We start from the raw sequence: 15,909 nt of genomic DNA, 5'->3' as shown, positions 1-15,909 counted from the left end.
GAGCGAAACGCCCTTGGCAGAGCGCTGCGTCAAACTACGACCAATGCATCAGCCTGAGCACCCAACAATGGTGTCAGCGGATCTTTCAGCCATTGCGCCACCAACGGCCAGACCTCGGCCTGGGCCGCTTTGCTGACCAACATCTCCACATGCCCGAAATCCCCGGTAAAACCTTGTTGGCGCCCCAGGCGCAGGTATTGCCGCGGCGCCGAGCCGACTTGTTCGTACAGCTTGCGGCAGGCCCAGTCCGGGTCCTGCTGGTCGCCGGCGGCACTGACGACCAGCAGCGGCACGTCGACTTCCGCCAGGCCTTTCCACCAATCACGACCAGCCTCGCCAAACCGGCCGAAGAGGCCATGCCAGCGCATGGTCTCGATCATTACGCCCACCGGCTCGTCCTCGGGGCCGCGCTTGAGCCGCGGGCCGGACAACTGGCCAAAGCGCTTCAGGAGCAAGCGAGCGCCCCACTCCAGCGGTGGAATTTTCAACGGCCAGTAGGTGCGACTGACCTGGCTGCCGAACAGCGCCACTGAAGCCACCGCCGGCGCACCGAGGTACTGGCCACCCAAGGCCGCCGCCAGGGTGGTGCCGCCCAGGGAATGCCCGATCCAGTGGGGAATCTGCGCGCTCTGTTCGCGCACGAACGCACCGATGGCCGGCAAATCGTAGCGGGCGTAGTCCGCGACCCGATTGCGGGTGTAGTCCTGATTGCGCTTGGACAGGCCGTGGCCGCGCATTTCCGGTATCCACACATCGAACCCCTGGCGTGCCAGGTAGGCGCCCAGGCCGACGCCTTTGGGCGAGTACCAGAAGCGCCGGTTGGAAAAGCTGCCATGTAACAAAATCACAGGGATGCCGCGGTTTTGCGCGACATCGGCCAGGCCCAGACGCGTCACGGCCAGCTCGACGGTGCCGTCGGGACTGTTGCCGGGTTTGAGCCGGTACACATCTTCACTCAGGTCGCCACGACGTTCAGCGCTGATCAGGGCGACGGGAAACAGGTTGCTGCTGCTTTGCATAATGCTCTTGCACAAAAAAGGGCGGCGTCCGGAAGGAGTTCCGCCCTGTACAGATAAGAATGCCGGCCAACCTGACGATTGACCGGCACTTTTGACGCGTCGACCTTAGGCGGACGCTTGGCCTTCCGCCAGGAAGAACCAGGTTTCCAGCACCGAATCGGGGTTCAGCGAGACGCTTTCGATGCCCTGTTCCATCAGCCATTTGGCCAGGTCAGGGTGATCGGAAGGGCCTTGGCCGCAAATGCCGATGTACTTGCCGGCCTTGTTACAGGCCTGAATGGCGTTGGCCAGCAGCTTCTTGACCGCAGGGTTACGCTCGTCGAACAGGTGCGCGATGATCCCCGAGTCGCGGTCCAGGCCCAGGGTCAGCTGGGTCAGGTCGTTGGAGCCGATGGAGAAACCGTCGAAGAACTCCAGGAACTCTTCGGCCAGAATGGCGTTGGATGGCAGCTCGCACATCATGATCACGCGCAGGCCGTTTTCACCACGGGACAAGCCGTTTTCGGCCAGCAGGTCCACCACCTGGCTCGCTTCGCCCAGAGTACGGACGAACGGCACCATGATCTCGACGTTGGTCAGGCCCATCTCGTTGCGCACGCGCTTGAGGGCGCGGCACTCGAGCTCGAAGCAATCACGGAACGCTTCGCTGATGTAACGCGAGGCGCCACGGAAACCCAGCATCGGGTTTTCTTCTTCCGGCTCGTAGAGCTTGCCGCCGATCAGGTTGGCGTATTCGTTGGACTTGAAGTCCGACAGACGCACGATGACCTTTTTCGGGTAGAACGCCGCGGCCAGGGTGCTGATGCCTTCCACCAGCTTCTCGACATAGAAGCCCACCGGGTCGTTGTAGCCAGCGATGCGCTTGTCGACGCTGTCCTTGATTTCCGGCGGCAGGCCGTCGTAGTTCAACAGGGCCTTGGGGTGGACGCCGATCATGCGGTTGATGATGAATTCCAGGCGAGCCAGGCCCACACCGGCGTTCGGCAGTTGCGCGAAGTCGAAGGCACGGTCCGGGTTGCCGACGTTCATCATGATCTTGAACGGCAGGTCAGGCATCGCATCGATGGAGTTTTGCTTGATGTCGAAGCCCAGCTCGCCTTCGAAGATAAAGCCGGTATCGCCTTCGGCGCAGGACACGGTCACACCCTGGCCATCCTTGAGCAGTTGGGTGGCGTTGCCGCAACCGACTACCGCAGGAATCCCCAGTTCACGGGCGATGATCGCCGCGTGGCAGGTACGCCCGCCACGGTTGGTGACGATGGCGCTGGCGCGCTTCATCACGGGTTCCCAGTCCGGGTCGGTCATGTCGGAGACCAGCACGTCACCGGGCTGGACCTTGTCCATCTCGGACACGTCCTTGATGATCCGCACCTTGCCGGCGCCGATGCGCTGACCGATGGCGCGGCCTTCCACCAGCACAGTGCCGGTTTCCTTGAGCAGGTAGCGTTCCATGACGTTGGCCGAAGTGCGGCTCTTCACGGTTTCCGGACGCGCCTGCACGATGTACAGCTTGCCGTCGTCGCCGTCTTTGGCCCACTCGATGTCCATCGGGCACTGGTAGTGCTTCTCGATGATCATCGCCTGTTTCGCCAGCTCGCTGACTTCAGCGTCGGTCAGGCAGAAGCGCGCGCGCTCGGCCTTATCCACGTCGACGGTTTTCACCGAGCGACCGGCCTTGGCCTCGTCGCCGTAGATCATCTTGATGGCCTTGCTGCCCAGGTTACGGCGCAGGATGGCCGGGCGACCCGCTGCGAGGGTGCCCTTGTGTACGTAGAATTCGTCCGGGTTTACCGCGCCTTGTACGACGGTTTCGCCGAGGCCGTAGGCGCCGGTGATGAACACGACGTCACGAAAGCCCGATTCGGTATCCAGGGTGAACATCACACCGGCGGTGCCGGTTTCCGAACGCACCATGCGCTGCACGCCGGCAGACAGGGCCACCAGCTTGTGGTCGAAACCTTGGTGTACGCGGTAGGAAATGGCGCGATCGTTGAACAGCGAAGCGAACACTTCCTTGGCTGCGCGGATCACGTTTTCCACGCCGCGGATGTTGAGGAAGGTCTCCTGCTGGCCCGCGAAAGAGGCGTCGGGCAAGTCTTCGGCGGTGGCCGAGGAGCGCACGGCGACAGCCATGTCCGGGTTGCCGGCCGACAGCGTGGCGAACGCCGTGCGGATTTCTTCGTTGAGTTTCTCGGGGAACTCGGCTTCCATGATCCACTGACGGATCTGGGCGCCGGTCTTGGCCAGGGCGTTGACGTCATCGACGTCCAGAGCGTCCAGCGCGGCGTGGATCTGGGCGTTGAGGCCGCTCAGTTCGAGAAAATCACGGTAAGCCTGGGCGGTGGTGGCAAAACCACCTGGCACCGAGACGCCAGCGCCTGCAAGATTACTGATCATCTCGCCGAGGGATGCGTTCTTGCCCCCTACGTGCTCCACATCATGGACGCCGAGCTTATCGAGGGAAACTACGTACTCTACCAAGGTGATCTCTCCACTTTCTGTATTGGAAAAGCTCAGGACGCCGGCTGCTCAGTAGGAGCATTCGCCAGCGCTTGTGGCCTGGACCTGGAAAATAAGTGAGAATGCGGCCCACAGAGGGACGGCAAAATCGCGCCTATCATATCCAAGATTCGCCATCAGCTTAAGGCCCAGGGCTCAAATGAAACGATCTGCTTTCTTTATTTCCGACGGCACCGGCATCACAGCCGAAACACTGGGCCAAAGCCTGCTCGCGCAGTTCGAAAACGTTACTTTCGCCAAATTCACGCGGCCGTATATCGACAACGCGGATAAAGCGCGGGCCATGGTACAACAAATCAATCTGGCGGCAGAAAAAGACGGCTTTCGTCCGATCATTTTCGACACCATCGTCAATCAAGACATTCGTGAGATCCTTGCTACGTCCAATGGTTTCATGATCGACATTTTCTCGAGCTTCCTGGCGCCGCTGGAACAAGAGTTGAGTGAACATTCCTCCTATTCCGTCGGAAAGTCCCATTCCATTGGGCATAACTCCAACTACATGGAGCGTATCGAGGCGGTGAACTTCGCCCTCGACAACGACGACGGAGCCCGCACCCACTACTACGACAAGGCCGACATCATCCTGGTGGGCGTGTCGCGCTGCGGCAAGACCCCGACTTGTCTGTACATGGCCATGCAATTCGGCATCCGCGCGGCCAACTACCCGCTGACCGAAGACGACATGGAACACCTGACGCTGCCGACGGCCCTGCGCGCGCATTCGCACAAGCTGTTCGGGCTGACCATCGACCCGGACCGCCTGACGGCCATCCGCAACGAGCGCAAGCCCAACAGCCGCTACTCCAGCTATGCCCAGTGCGAATTCGAAGTGCGCGAAGTGGAAAATCTGTTCCGTCGAGAGAACATTGCGCACATCAATTCCACGCATTTCTCGGTGGAAGAGATCTCGGCGAAAATTCTGGTGGAGAAAGGCGTCGAACGCCGCTTTAAATAATCTGTTTGTCTGAACCGACACCATCGCGAGCAAGCCCGCGCCCACAGGAAAATGCATTCCAAAGGTGGGAGCTGGCGTGCTCACGATGAACGATAACTCGGCGAACCCGCCTAAAGGTGGAAGCGCCCACCGCCCTGCCCCAACGCAGTGGCCAGCGCATCAAACCCCGCCCGCAACAACTGATCATCTCCCGACGTATTGCAGATACTCGCCCGGATAAACTGCGGCACTGCGGTCTGCCCCACGGCAAACGCCTCGGCGGTGGCGATCAGGTAATTATTCTGCTTGAGTTCCGCCTCGATTTCCGACGCTCGCCAAGGCTCCGGGACTTCAATCCAGAAGTGCGGGCTATTGAGGTGCGTGCGGTATTCCAGGCCGGCCAACAGGCCCTGCACCAACGCCTTGCGTCGGCTGATCTCGTTGATCTGCTGGCGCAGCAGGTATTCCGCCGTGCCGTTCTCGATCCACTGGGTCGCCAACTCCAGGGTCACCGGCGTGGCCATCCAGCAGGTCGAACGCAGCGCCGCTGAAATACGGCTGACCAATGCCGGCGGCGCATGCACATAGCCGACACGCAGCCCCGCCGACACGGCCTTGCTCAAGCTGCTGATCAAAATCGTACGCTCGGGCGCGAAATAACTCAGGGGCGGCGGTCGGTCTTCCACCAGCACACCGTGGGCTTCATCCTCAAGAATCAGCAGGTTGTGCTCACGACAGACTTTGACCAGCGCCTCGCGGCGTGCGACCGATAACACGGCAGTGGTCGGGTTCTGGATGGTGGGCGTGCAGTACAACGCCGAAACCCGGTGATTGCGACAGACTTCATCGAGTGCCCCGGGCAGCACACCTTCGTCATCCATCTCCAGGCCGATCAAGCGCACACCGAGCATGCGCGCGGCGGTGATCAGCCCTGGATACGTCAATTGTTCGGTGACCACCGTGTCGCCGGCGCGCAGCAGCGCCATCATCGCGCAGAGCAACCCGTGCTGGCCGCCGTTGACGCAAATGACCTGCTCGGGGATGGGATGAAAATCGCGCTGCACCAGCCACTGCGCACCCGCTTCGCGGTAACGCGGCAGGCCGGCGTCCGGCGTGTAGGCACTGATATCCTGGAGAAACTTGGCGTTGGTCGACAGGGTCTGGAAACTCTGCGCCAGGAACACCGTCTCCTGCCCCGGGATATGCATGTTGCGGCTCATGTCGAAGTATTGGCGCGGCTCCTCGCTGAAGTTGCGGAAACCTTCATCCCGTTGGCGCTCCATCCCACGCTTGCGCACGAACGTGCCGTCACCTACCCGTGCCACCACCAACCCCAGGCGTTCCAGCTCGCCGTAGGCCCGGCTGATGGTGCCGATGGTCACCCCCAGATTGTCGGAAAGTACCCGATGGGGCGGCAGTTTCCGTCCCGGTTCAATCAAGCCCTCGAGGATGCCCCGTTCCATGACATCGGACAGGCGCTTGTACTTGACGCCCTGCCCATTGGACAACCCCTCACGCATAATTGACACCATGTCAATATTTGTTTTGACAGCCATCTTTAGCCCTAATAGTGTGCTTTTACGGGTTCAATCGCCGAAAAAAATAACTCATTACAAGTTCAATATAGAGTTCAATTCCGGCTCAGGGAAGCAATAAACGATGCCAATGTCCGCCGTTCTCGAAAACGCTGCAAAAACCAAAACTCAAAAACAGTGGTTGGCCGGCCTGGTGACCAGTGTGATGTTTCTCATCGTTTGCCTGAGTTGGGGTACCACTTGGCTCGGCATCAAAATCGCCGTGGAGAGCGTGCCGCCGCTGACCTCCGCCGGCTTGCGCTTCCTGATCGCGTTCCCGCTGTTCCTGTGTTTTGCCATGGTGCGCCGCGAGCCAATCCTGTTCCCTCGGGAAAGCCGTTGGTTCTTCGTGTTCGTGACCCTGTCCTACTTCAGCGTGCCCTATTACCTGCTCAACTACGGCGAAATGCATGTTTCGTCCGGCCTCACCGCGCTGCTGTTCAGTTGCATGCCGGTGTTCATCCTGATTTTCTCCGCGCTGTTCCTGCGCGAGCGCATCTACTTTTCCCAGGTGGTCGGCATCGGTATCGGCTTCGGCAGCCTTTACATGATCATCAGGAGCCAGGGCCTGCACCTGGACCACGCCGAGTTCTTCGGGGTACTGGCGATTCTGAGCGCCGCGATCATGCATGCCTTGTGCTACGTCATTACCAAGCAAAAAGGCAGCGCCATCAGCGTGATCACTTACAACACACTGCCCATCGGGATCGCCGGGCTGATGCTGTTCGTCGCCGGCCTGTGGTTTGAAACACCGACTTTCGAAGCCATCACCCTGCGTTCGTGGGGCGCCCTGTTCTACCTGGGCCTGGTCGCATCGGTGGGCGGGTTCATCGTGTATTTCATGCTGCTCAAGCGCCTGAGCCCGATCATCCTCTCGTTCGTGTTCATCATCTTCCCGGTGTTCGCGGTGATCATCGGCGCCTGGTACGAAGGCGTGGCGATTTCCCGCGACCTCATGCTGTATTCGGCCATTCTGCTGGCCGGTTTTGCGATCACCAAGTTGCCCATCGAAAAACTCATGGCCAAGAAAAATTGAGCCTCTTTGAACGCGAGAGAAACATGGACGTCCTCCGCCCAGAAGCCCTGGAACAGATCTATGCCCACGCCAGCCGCAGCTACCCCGAGGAATGCTGTGGCTTCGTCTTCGCCGACGGCAGCGTGTACCTGGGCCGCAATATCCAGAACGAGCTGCACCGCAAGAACCCCGAGATGTACCCGCGCAGCGCGGCCAACGGCTACACCTTTTCCGTGGCCGACACGCTGCTGCTGAACAAGGCACTTCGCAGCGACAACCCGGTGGTGGTGATCTACCACTCCCACCCCGACGTCGGTGCCTATTTCAGCGACGAAGACCAGGACAAGGCGCTGTTCATGGGCGAGCCGATCTACCCCGTCAGCTACCTGGTGGTGGATGTTCGCCAGGGCCAGGCCCTGGGCTCGAAGCTGTTTGCCTGGGATGGCAAGCATTTCGCCCTTCAACCCCTCAACGACCTGCACACGGAGTTGTCCATGAACGCTGTCTCTTTCCCCGACATTCTGGTTCGCGTGGCCAAGCTGCCGGAATCGACCCTTGAGGGCACCGGATCGACATTGCGCGAAGTCATTGAAAACCTCTGCGACAGCCACCCGCAGTTGCGTATGCACCTGTTCCACGAGAACAACAATCAGCTCAAGGAACACTTCCTGTTTACTGCTGAGGAAGCATTGATCGAGGCGGACGACCGGCTACCGGAAAAGGCCAGGATCGAAGTGTTGCTCGCCACCTCCGGCGGCATCGACGTCGACAGTCTGAGCAATGAAGAAGTGCAGCGTTACGTGCGCCATATCACCCTGCCCGGCGTCGGTCGCGAAGGCCAGTTGAACCTGAAAAAAGCCAAGGTGCTGATCATCGGCACCGGCGGCCTGGGCTCACCCATCAGCCTGTACCTGGCGGCGGCCGGCATCGGCACCCTGGGGCTGGTGGATTTCGATGTGGTCGAGAGCAGCAACCTGCAACGCCAGATCGTCCACGGCAACAGCACCCTGGGCATGTCCAAGGTCGCGTCCGCCAAGCAACGCTTGCAAGACCTCAACAGCCACATCCAGATCAATGCCCACGACACCGCGCTGACCGCCGACAACGCCCTGGAACTGGTCGGCGCCTACGACCTGGTGATCGACGGCACCGACAATTTCGACACGCGCTACCTGGTCAACGACGCCTGCGTGCAGTTGGGCAAACCCCTGGTGTTCGGCGCCATCTACCGTTTCGACGGGCAGATCAGCGTGCTCAATTACAAAGGCGGGCCCTGCTACCGCTGCCTGTTCCCCAAGGCACCACCAGCGGAACTGGCGCCCAATTGCAGCGCTGGCGGAGTGATCGGCGTGCTGCCGGGGGTAGTCGGGATGATCCAGGCGACCGAGGCGATCAAGTTGCTGATCGGCATCGGCGAACCCTTGTCCGGCCGCTTGATGCGCTTCGATGCGCTGGCGATGAAATTCAGCGAGATCCGCTTCAAGCGCCGCGCCGACTGCCCGTGCTGTTCGGAACTGCGCCACAGCGCACCCCTCGCGCCGACAGTCTGCGCCGACGCCGTACCGAGCAAGCCCAGCCTGGCCGAAGAGCGCTACATCAAGCCGCGGGTACTCAAACAACTGCTCGAACGCCACAGCAGCGCCGACGTACTGCTGGACGTGCGCGACGCCAGCGAACTGGAGGTCTGCAAGTTGCCGGGCGTGGTGCATATCCCCCTCGCCGAACTGGACGGTCAGCTCGACAGCCTCAGCCGAGACAACACTCACTACCTGATCTGCTACGCCGGAACCCGCGCCGAGCAAGCGGCCAGCACCCTGCTGGCGGCCGGCTTCGCCAACACCAAAGTTCTGCAAGGCGGCATGAAACATTGGGTTCGCGACGTCGAACCCGATATGCCTTTGTACTGATCACGGCCCTGGGTAACGACCTGATGTTGCATAACTCAATTCTCGACGCCATCGGCCACACACCGATCGTGCGCCTGGCGCAGTTTTCCGAAGACCTCGGCATCGAGGTCTACGCCAAACTGGAATCGCTCAACCCCGGCGGCAGCCACAAGGCGCGCATCGCCTTGGGCATGATCCTCGACGCCGAGCGTCGCGGCGTGCTGATGCGCGACTCCGGGCAAACCATTATCGAACCCAGCGGCGGCAACACCGGCATTGGCCTGGTGATGGCTGGCAACGTGCTCGGCTACAAAGTGGTGCTGGTGATCCCGGATAACTACAGCCCCGAAAAGCAGAAACTGCTGCGCCTGTATGGCGCCAAGGTGGTGCTGTCGGACAGCCGCCTCGGCAACAATTCCCATGGCGAGAAATGCATGGAGTTGCAACTGGAAAACCCCAGCTACGTGATGCTCAACCAGCAACGCAACGGCGCCAACCCGCAGACCCACCGCGACACCACCGCGCCGGAGATCCTCAGCGCCTTCGGTGAGCAGCGCGTGGATTACTTCGTCAGCGGCATCGGCACCGGCGGCCATATCACCGGCATCGGCGAAACCCTCAAGGCCGCCTGGCCGGCCCTGCGCGTGATGGGCGTGGAACCGGAGGAATGCGACCTGCTGAAAAACCAGCACGCACCCCACCATATCCAGGGCCTGTCGATCGGCTTGATCCCGAGCATCCTCAACCTGGACGTGCTGGACGGCATGCTCAAGGTGTCGCGCATGGAATGCCTCGACATGATGAAACGCATCATGCGTACCGATGCCATCAGCCTGGGCCTGTCCTCGGCCGCCAATATGGTGGCCATCGCCAAGCTCGCCCCGGAGTTACCGCCCGAAACGGTGGTGTTGACCATGGTCTACGACAATGCCGACAGCTACCTGCCCAGTTTTGAATAACCGGTTATCCAACCATCCAGAATTCGGGGGTGCCTCCATGGGCGGCTTTATCGACATGCAACATCTGCACGATGAATTGCTTACCCACCTCATCAAGACCCTGACGCCCACGCAGATGAAGCAGCTGGAGCCGCACTTGGCGCCGTTGGTCCAGAGCGCCGCCCAGGCGGTGGCCGAGGACCTGATTGCCTACGCCTACCGCGACCCGGCGTCGCGCGGACGCGGCGAGTTGATCCTGGAATCCTATGCCTCGTTCAAGGCGGTGCTGTTCTACCGGCTGGCGCACCGGGTGTGGCATTTTCCCGACCAGACCAACGGGATGTTTTCGCGCATTGCCCTCAAGCTCAGCAACCAGGGCAAGATCCTCTCCGGCGCGGAGATTCACCCGGCAGCACGCATCGGTCGGCGCTTTGTGCTCGACCATGGCTACGGCACGGTGATCGGTGAAACCTGCGAGATCGGCAACGACTGCTACATCCTCTGCGGCGTGACCCTCGGCGCTCGCGGCATCGCCAACAACCCCGACGGCAAGCGCCACCCGCGCCTGGGCAACAACGTCGAAATCGGCTCCGGCGCCCGCGTGCTGGGCTACGTGCAGATCGGCGACAACGTGTTCATCAGCCCAGCGTGCGTGATCACCCAGGACGTACCGGCGGGGACCAAGGTCAAGGTGGTCAACCAGATCCAATTGCAAAAGAACGACGAATCGGAGCACAGCAGCTACCTCGGCGCCTTCGCTCTCGATGAGCGCCTGCACGTGGTCGGCGAGATCAACGCCAACCACAAGGTCACGGTGCTGGACGCCGACTTTCACCCGTTGCAGGGGCTGATGCTCGAACCCACGGTGAAAGAACGCCATCACCTGCAATTTCGCCTGCGCCACATCGAAATGGGCGACCGCCTGCCACGCCTGCCGCTGAACCTGAAAGTCTGCGGGCCGGAATTTGAAATCACCCTGCTTTCCCCCCCTGGCTTGAGCGCAATGGTGCGTCACCTGCTGCAAGCCAGCCCATTGATTGTCGGAGGTTGAACATGTCTGTGCACACCATGGAAACCCTGGCGCTGTTTGACAGCGCGCCCTACCAGAACGCCTTCAGCGCCCGGGTGATTGCCGTCAGCGAACACGGCATCGCCCTGGAGCACACGCTGTTCTACCCTACCGGCGGCGGGCAACCCGGCGACAGCGGCCACTTCACCCTGGACGACGGCACGCGCGTGGACATCCTCGGCACGGTGCGCGACCCGGTGCAGCGCTCGATCATCTGGCACCAGGTGGAACACTGTCCCGAGCAGTTGAGCGCCGGGGCCCAGGTGGATGCCAGCCTCGATTGGGAACGGCGCTACCAGCACATGAAAATGCACACCTGCCTGCACCTGCTGTGTTCGCTCATCGACGCCCCGGTCACCGGCTGCAGCATCAGCGCCGACAAAGGGCGACTGGATTTCGACCTGCCGGAAATGACCCTGGACAAAGACAGCATCACCCGCGATATCAACGCGCTGATCGAACAGGCTCATCAGGTGAAAACCCTGTCGATGCCCGCGTCGGAGTACGCAACCCTGCTGCAGATCACCCGCACCCAAGCGGTAGCTCCGCCCGTGATCCAGGGCTCGGTGCGCGTAATTGAAATTGCCGGAATCGATATCCAGCCATGCGGCGGCACCCATGTGATCAACACCGAAGAAATCGGCCGGGTGTTTTGCGAGAAGATCGAGAAGAAGAGCAAGCATAACCGTCGGGTTATTTTGCGCTTTGAATGAATGTTCAGCAGAACGGGGTCGATGCAGGTGCGGGCTTACCGCCCCACATTGACCCGTTTTTCTATCGCTGAACTTAACCCTTCAGCGCTTTGATCTGGTTATTCAGCTGCTCGATTTGCTTCTGCAGTTCGGAAATCACCTTGGAAAATTCAGCCATCATCTGGTCGATGCGTGTGCGAAGTTGCTCATTGTCGCGTGCGAGATCCTCGAGGGTACGAGGCGCCTGGTTTGATTCATCGGACCGGGCCGACGGGTTGCTTTCGTTGGACTGCGCCGCGCCTTGCTTGCCTTGGCCCGAAGAAGCCCCCTGATTGGCCTGACCCTGGCCCTGGCCCTGCGCTGCGCCTTGCTTGCCCTGGCCGGAAGAAGCACCCTGATTGGCCTGACCCTGGCCCTGCGCTGCGCCTTGCTTGCCCTGGCCGGAAGAGGCACCCTGATTGGCCTGACCCTGACCCTGCCCCTGCGCCGCGCCTTGCTTGCCTTGACCGGAAGAAGCACCCTGATTGGCCTGCCCCTGACCCTGCGCCGCGCCTTGCTTGCCCTGACCGGAAGAAGCTCCCTGATTGGCCTGACCCTGCCCCTGCGCTGCGGGAGGCATCCGGGTCTGGGGAGTATCCGCGCCCAACCTCTTACTCAAATCACCGATCTGGTCTTGAAGCCCTTTAACGACCGAATTGAAACCGGACTCCAACTTATTGAGCCTATCGCCCAGTTGCTTATTTTCGGCAGTCAAGCGCTCAAGGGAGGGAGGAGCATCCCGCCCGGCCCCTTGTGTATTGTCCATACGGCCGCGCGCTTCAGGCGACGTGCCGTTCTGCTTCGCCGCAGGATCACCACGAGTACTGGGGTTCGACGGTGCCGCCTCTTTTCCAGACGCTGCCTTCACCTTGGGGTGCTGCGCAAGCTGGTTCACTTGCTCCTGAAGCTTCATGATTTGCGGCGTTAACTTGGCGACCATCTGATCATATTTTTCGGCCAACTGTTTGTTCTGGCCAGAGAGGTGTTCCAGATGAGCGGGTACCGCGTTTTTTGCCGCAGACGACGCCTTGGCCAGAGGACTGTCAGGTACTCTGAGGCTCTCGTCGGCGCGACGGAGCCTGGCGTTCGGCGACATGTCATAGCCGACGGTGTTGGGCATTGGCGGGCGATTGTTTACGCTATTCATAAAAGGGCCTTTTCAGATTCAGGTGTTTGATCCACAAGCATCGCTTGCCAGATGACCCGCGCCTGCAGGGCATCTGACACCTGATTGGCTTCTATCTGAAAACGGTTCCGAAGATGTAGGACGCATCAATCGCAAAGTATGTCTGTGTCAAAACCTGCCCTTCGCGAGCGTGCGCAACCACGGCGCGTTCATATCACCCATAAATCCACAAAGCGATTCACCGGCGTGGCTTCAAGCCGCGCCTGATCCTTGCACAACGCAAAAATCTCGGCACTGCGCTGGGCCGTAAAGCGCGTCGCCAGGTTGGCCTTGAACTTGTCTTCCAGCAACGGAATACCGTCCACCCGGCGCCGACGATGCCCAATCGGGTACTCCACCGCGACCTGCTCGGTGTGGGTGCCATCGTTGAAGAACACCTGCACCGCATTGGCGATGGAACGTTTGTCCGCCTCCAGGTATTCGCGGCTGTAGCGGGGCTCTTCGACGATCACCATCTTTTCGCGCAGCTCGTCGATGATCGGGTGCGCAGCGTGGAACTCATCTTCGTACTGCTCGGCCACCAGCGTGCCGAAGGCCAGCGGCACGGCGGTCATGTATTGCAGGCAGTGATCGCGGTCGGCCGCATTGGCCAATGGGCCGACCTTGGAAATGATCCGAATCGCCGACTCATGGGTAGTGATCACGATGCGTTCGATGTCGTGCAGGCGATCCACAACCTGCGGGTGCAAGGTCACCGCAGCTTCGCAGGCGGTTTGCGCGTGGAACTCGGCGGGAAAGCTGATCTTGAACAGCACGTTTTCCATCACATAGGTGCCGTAGGGTTGGGACAGGCTGAAGGTGCGCTTGCCTTCGGGCTTGAGCGCCAGGTCTTTGTTGGTGTGGCTGAACAGCACGTCGTAGAAGCCCCATTGCGGTGCGCTCAACACCCCGGGAATACCCATCTCGCCGCGCAGCGCGATGTCTGCCAACCGCACACCGCGACTGGAGGCATCGCCCGCCGCCCAGGATTTGCGCGAACCGGCATTCGGTGCGTGCCGATAGGTGCGCAATGCCTGACCGTCGACAAAGGCATGGGACAGCGCCGACAGCAGTTGCTCGCGGTTGGCGCCCATCAGCTTGGCGGTGACCGCCGTCGAGGCGACTTTCACCAGCAGCACATGGTCGAGACCGACACGGTTGAAGGCGTTTTCCAGGGCAATCACACCCTGGATCTCGTGGGCCATGATCATCGCTTCCAGCACTGCGCGCACGGTCAGCGGCGCGTCGCCATTGGCCACGCGTCGTTGCGAGAGGTGATCGGCCACGGCGAGGATGCCGCCGAGGTTATCCGAGGGGTGGCCCCATTCGGCGGCGAGCCAGGTGTCGTTGTAGTCGAGCCAGCGCACGATGCAGCCGATGTCCCAGGCGGCCTTGACCGGGTCGAGCCGGAACGACGTGCCCGGCACCCGCGCGCCGAACGGCACCACCGTACCCTCGACCAGCGGCCCCAGGTGCTTGGTGCATTCCGGGAACCGCAGCGCCAGCAGGCCGCAACCGAGGGTATCCATCAGGCAGTTGCGCGCAGTGTCCAGCGCGGCTGGGGAGTCGATCCGGTAGTTGAGGACGTAGTCAGCGATGTCCTGCAAAACCTGGTCGTAGTCGGGGCGGGTGTTCTGGTCGACGTTGGCGCTCATGGCTGTTCTCCAAAGTGGGTGGGGGGTCAGTCCTCGGGCTCACGGTTACTGAAAGCCGATCTTCGATGCCTGCCTTGGAATAGAGATCCCTTGTGGGAGGGGGCTTGCCCCCGATGACGGTGGGTCAGTCAATGAATGTGTCGACTGGTACACCGCTATCGGGGGCAAGCCCCCTCCCACATTGGATGTGTATCGAGCCTTAGAACGCGTCGCCTGGGACGCGTACAAAGCCTTCCATCAACACCCGCGCGCTACGGCTCATGATGGCCTTCTTCACCACCCATTCGCCGTTGACCTGGGTGGCTTCAGCGCCGACCCGCAAGGTGCCGGACGGATGCCCGAAGCGCACCGCGTTGCGTTCCACGCCGCCCGCCGCGAGGTTGACCAAGGTCCCGGAAATCGCCGCCGCCGTGCCGATCGCCACCGCTGCGGTGCCCATCATCGCGTGGTGCAACTTGCCCATGGACAAGGCACGCACCAGCAGGTCGATATCGCCGGCCTTGATCGCCTTGCCGCTGGAAGCCACGTAGTCCGCAGGCGGTGCCACGAAGGCCACCTTTGGCGTGTGCTGACGCTGGGCGGCTTCGTCCAGATGCTTGATCAGGCCCATGCGCAACGCGCCATAGGCCCGCACCGTCTCGAACATCGCCAGGGCTTTCGGGTCGCCGTTGATCGCGCCTTGCAGCTCGGTACCGGTATAGCCCAGGTCTTGCGCGTTGATGAAGATCGTCGGGATACCCGCGTTGATCAGCGTGGCCTTGAAGGTGCCGACGCCCGGCACCTCCAGGTCATCGATCAGGTTGCCGGTGGGGAACATCGAACCACCGCCGCCCTCTTCTTCAGCGGCCGGGTCCAGGAACTCCAACTGCACTTCGGCGGCCGGGAAGGTCACGCCGTCCAGTTCGAAGTCGCCGGTTTCCTGCACCGCGCCGTCGGTGATCGGTACGTGGGCGATGATGGTCTTGCCGATATTGGCCTGCCAGATCCGCACCACGGCCACGCCGTTGCGCGGCACGCGGGCCGGGTCGACCAGGCCCGCGCTGATGGCGAAGGAACCCACCGCCGCCGACAGGTTGCCGCAGTTGCCGCTCCAGTCGACGAACGGTTTGTCGATGGCGACCTGGCCGAACAGGTAGTCCACGTCATGCTCGGCGCGGCTGCTCTTGGCCAGGATCACGGTTTTGCTGGTGCTCGACGTGGCGCCGCCCATGCCGTCGATCTGTTTGTCATAGGGATCGGGGCTGCCGATCACCCGCAACAGCAGGGCATCGCGTGCGGCACCCGGGACCTGCGCCGACTCGGGCAGGTCCTGGACGCTGAAAAACACACCCTTGCTGGTGCCGCCACGCATGTAGGTGGCGGGGATCTTGATTTGCGGTACGTGTGACATGGTTATCCTC

General features: G+C 61.4%; 12 protein-coding genes. 6 read left to right on the top strand and 6 right to left on the bottom strand.

Annotated elements, in window-relative coordinates:
• Positions 1–29: 29 nt before the first annotated feature.
• Both TU80_RS02825 and ppsA read right to left on the bottom strand, forming a co-directional pair.
• The gene (locus tag TU80_RS02825) at positions 30–1,019 is read right to left on the bottom strand and encodes an alpha/beta fold hydrolase (RefSeq protein WP_057003805.1); all 990 of its coding nucleotides are present in this window, start codon (positions 1,017–1,019) and stop codon (positions 30–32) included.
• A gap of 105 nt (positions 1,020–1,124) precedes the next feature.
• Positions 1,125–3,500, bottom strand: coding sequence for a phosphoenolpyruvate synthase (ppsA, locus tag TU80_RS02820; protein WP_026139809.1), 2,376 nt, complete (start codon positions 3,498–3,500; stop codon positions 1,125–1,127).
• A 178-nt stretch (positions 3,501–3,678) separates the two neighbouring features.
• On the opposite strand from ppsA, the gene ppsR reads away from it, so the two are divergent.
• Entirely contained in the window at positions 3,679–4,497 is an 819-nt protein-coding gene (gene ppsR / locus TU80_RS02815) for a posphoenolpyruvate synthetase regulatory kinase/phosphorylase PpsR (protein ID WP_046382423.1), read from the top strand.
• Positions 4,498–4,607: 110 nt separating this feature from the next.
• Here the strand turns inward: ppsR and TU80_RS02810 are convergent, their stop codons facing one another.
• A complete protein-coding gene (locus TU80_RS02810) occupies positions 4,608–6,032 on the bottom strand; it encodes an aminotransferase-like domain-containing protein (protein ID WP_026139808.1) in 1,425 nt (474 codons plus the stop codon).
• A gap of 160 nt (positions 6,033–6,192) precedes the next feature.
• On the opposite strand from TU80_RS02810, the gene TU80_RS02805 reads away from it, so the two are divergent.
• From TU80_RS02805 to TU80_RS02785, 5 genes are read left to right on the top strand one after another with little or no spacing between them, the layout of a single operon-like run.
• Positions 6,193–7,086, top strand: a complete 894-nt coding sequence (locus TU80_RS02805) for a DMT family transporter (protein WP_162231523.1) — start codon at positions 6,193–6,195, stop codon at positions 7,084–7,086.
• A gap of 23 nt (positions 7,087–7,109) precedes the next feature.
• Entirely contained in the window at positions 7,110–8,972 is a 1,863-nt protein-coding gene (gene moeB, locus TU80_RS02800; RefSeq protein ID WP_046382421.1) for a molybdopterin-synthase adenylyltransferase MoeB, read from the top strand.
• A gap of 23 nt (positions 8,973–8,995) precedes the next feature.
• On the top strand, positions 8,996–9,910 hold the full coding sequence (locus TU80_RS02795) for a PLP-dependent cysteine synthase family protein (RefSeq protein WP_046385199.1): 915 nt from the start codon (positions 8,996–8,998) through the stop codon (positions 9,908–9,910).
• Between the two features lie 37 nt (positions 9,911–9,947).
• Entirely contained in the window at positions 9,948–10,940 is a 993-nt protein-coding gene (locus tag TU80_RS02790) for a serine O-acetyltransferase (RefSeq protein WP_046382420.1), read from the top strand.
• A gap of 2 nt (positions 10,941–10,942) precedes the next feature.
• On the top strand, positions 10,943–11,671 hold the full coding sequence (locus TU80_RS02785) for an alanyl-tRNA editing protein (RefSeq protein WP_046382419.1): 729 nt from the start codon (positions 10,943–10,945) through the stop codon (positions 11,669–11,671).
• Between the two features lie 73 nt (positions 11,672–11,744).
• On the opposite strand, the gene TU80_RS02780 is transcribed toward TU80_RS02785, so the two are convergent.
• The 3 genes from TU80_RS02780 to prpF all read right to left on the bottom strand — a co-directional run bounded on the left by TU80_RS02780 (position 11,745) and on the right by prpF (position 15,899).
• Positions 11,745–12,836, bottom strand: a complete 1,092-nt coding sequence (locus TU80_RS02780; RefSeq protein ID WP_143041269.1) for a DUF4200 domain-containing protein — start codon at positions 12,834–12,836, stop codon at positions 11,745–11,747.
• Positions 12,837–13,024: 188 nt separating this feature from the next.
• Positions 13,025–14,509, bottom strand: coding sequence for a 2-methylcitrate dehydratase (prpD, locus tag TU80_RS02775; protein WP_057003803.1), 1,485 nt, complete (start codon positions 14,507–14,509; stop codon positions 13,025–13,027).
• 199 nt (positions 14,510–14,708) lie between these two features.
• Positions 14,709–15,899: a 2-methylaconitate cis-trans isomerase PrpF gene (prpF, locus tag TU80_RS02770; RefSeq protein ID WP_017848471.1), complete on the bottom strand. Its 1,191-nt coding sequence runs from the start codon at positions 15,897–15,899 to the stop codon at positions 14,709–14,711.
• Between the last annotated feature and the right edge of the window lie 10 nt (positions 15,900–15,909).

It is taken from the genome of Pseudomonas veronii, from assembly GCF_001439695.1.
Taxonomy (GTDB): Bacteria; Pseudomonadota; Gammaproteobacteria; order Pseudomonadales; family Pseudomonadaceae; genus Aquipseudomonas; species Aquipseudomonas veronii.
The sequence above is the reverse complement of the archived record's forward strand: the minus strand, read 5'-3'. Positions and strand labels throughout refer to the sequence as shown.

Excerpts from the sequence above, each read along its gene's own strand:
- ppsR (WP_046382423.1), top strand. The coding sequence starts at position 3,679 with ATGAAACGATCTGCTTTCTTTATTTCCGACGGCACCGGCATCACAGCC.
- prpF (WP_017848471.1), bottom strand. The coding sequence starts at position 15,899 with ATGTCACACGTACCGCAAATCAAGATCCCCGCCACCTACATGCGTGGC.
- TU80_RS02785 (WP_046382419.1), top strand. The coding sequence starts at position 10,943 with ATGTCTGTGCACACCATGGAAACCCTGGCGCTGTTTGACAGCGCGCCC.
- TU80_RS02825 (WP_057003805.1), bottom strand. The coding sequence starts at position 1,019 with ATGCAAAGCAGCAGCAACCTGTTTCCCGTCGCCCTGATCAGCGCTGAA.
- prpD (WP_057003803.1), bottom strand. The coding sequence starts at position 14,509 with ATGAGCGCCAACGTCGACCAGAACACCCGCCCCGACTACGACCAGGTT.
- TU80_RS02810 (WP_026139808.1), bottom strand. The coding sequence starts at position 6,032 with ATGGCTGTCAAAACAAATATTGACATGGTGTCAATTATGCGTGAGGGG.
- TU80_RS02790 (WP_046382420.1), top strand. The coding sequence starts at position 9,948 with ATGGGCGGCTTTATCGACATGCAACATCTGCACGATGAATTGCTTACC.
- TU80_RS02780 (WP_143041269.1), bottom strand. The coding sequence starts at position 12,836 with ATGAATAGCGTAAACAATCGCCCGCCAATGCCCAACACCGTCGGCTAT.
- moeB (WP_046382421.1), top strand. The coding sequence starts at position 7,110 with ATGGACGTCCTCCGCCCAGAAGCCCTGGAACAGATCTATGCCCACGCC.
- TU80_RS02795 (WP_046385199.1), top strand. The coding sequence starts at position 8,996 with ATGTTGCATAACTCAATTCTCGACGCCATCGGCCACACACCGATCGTG.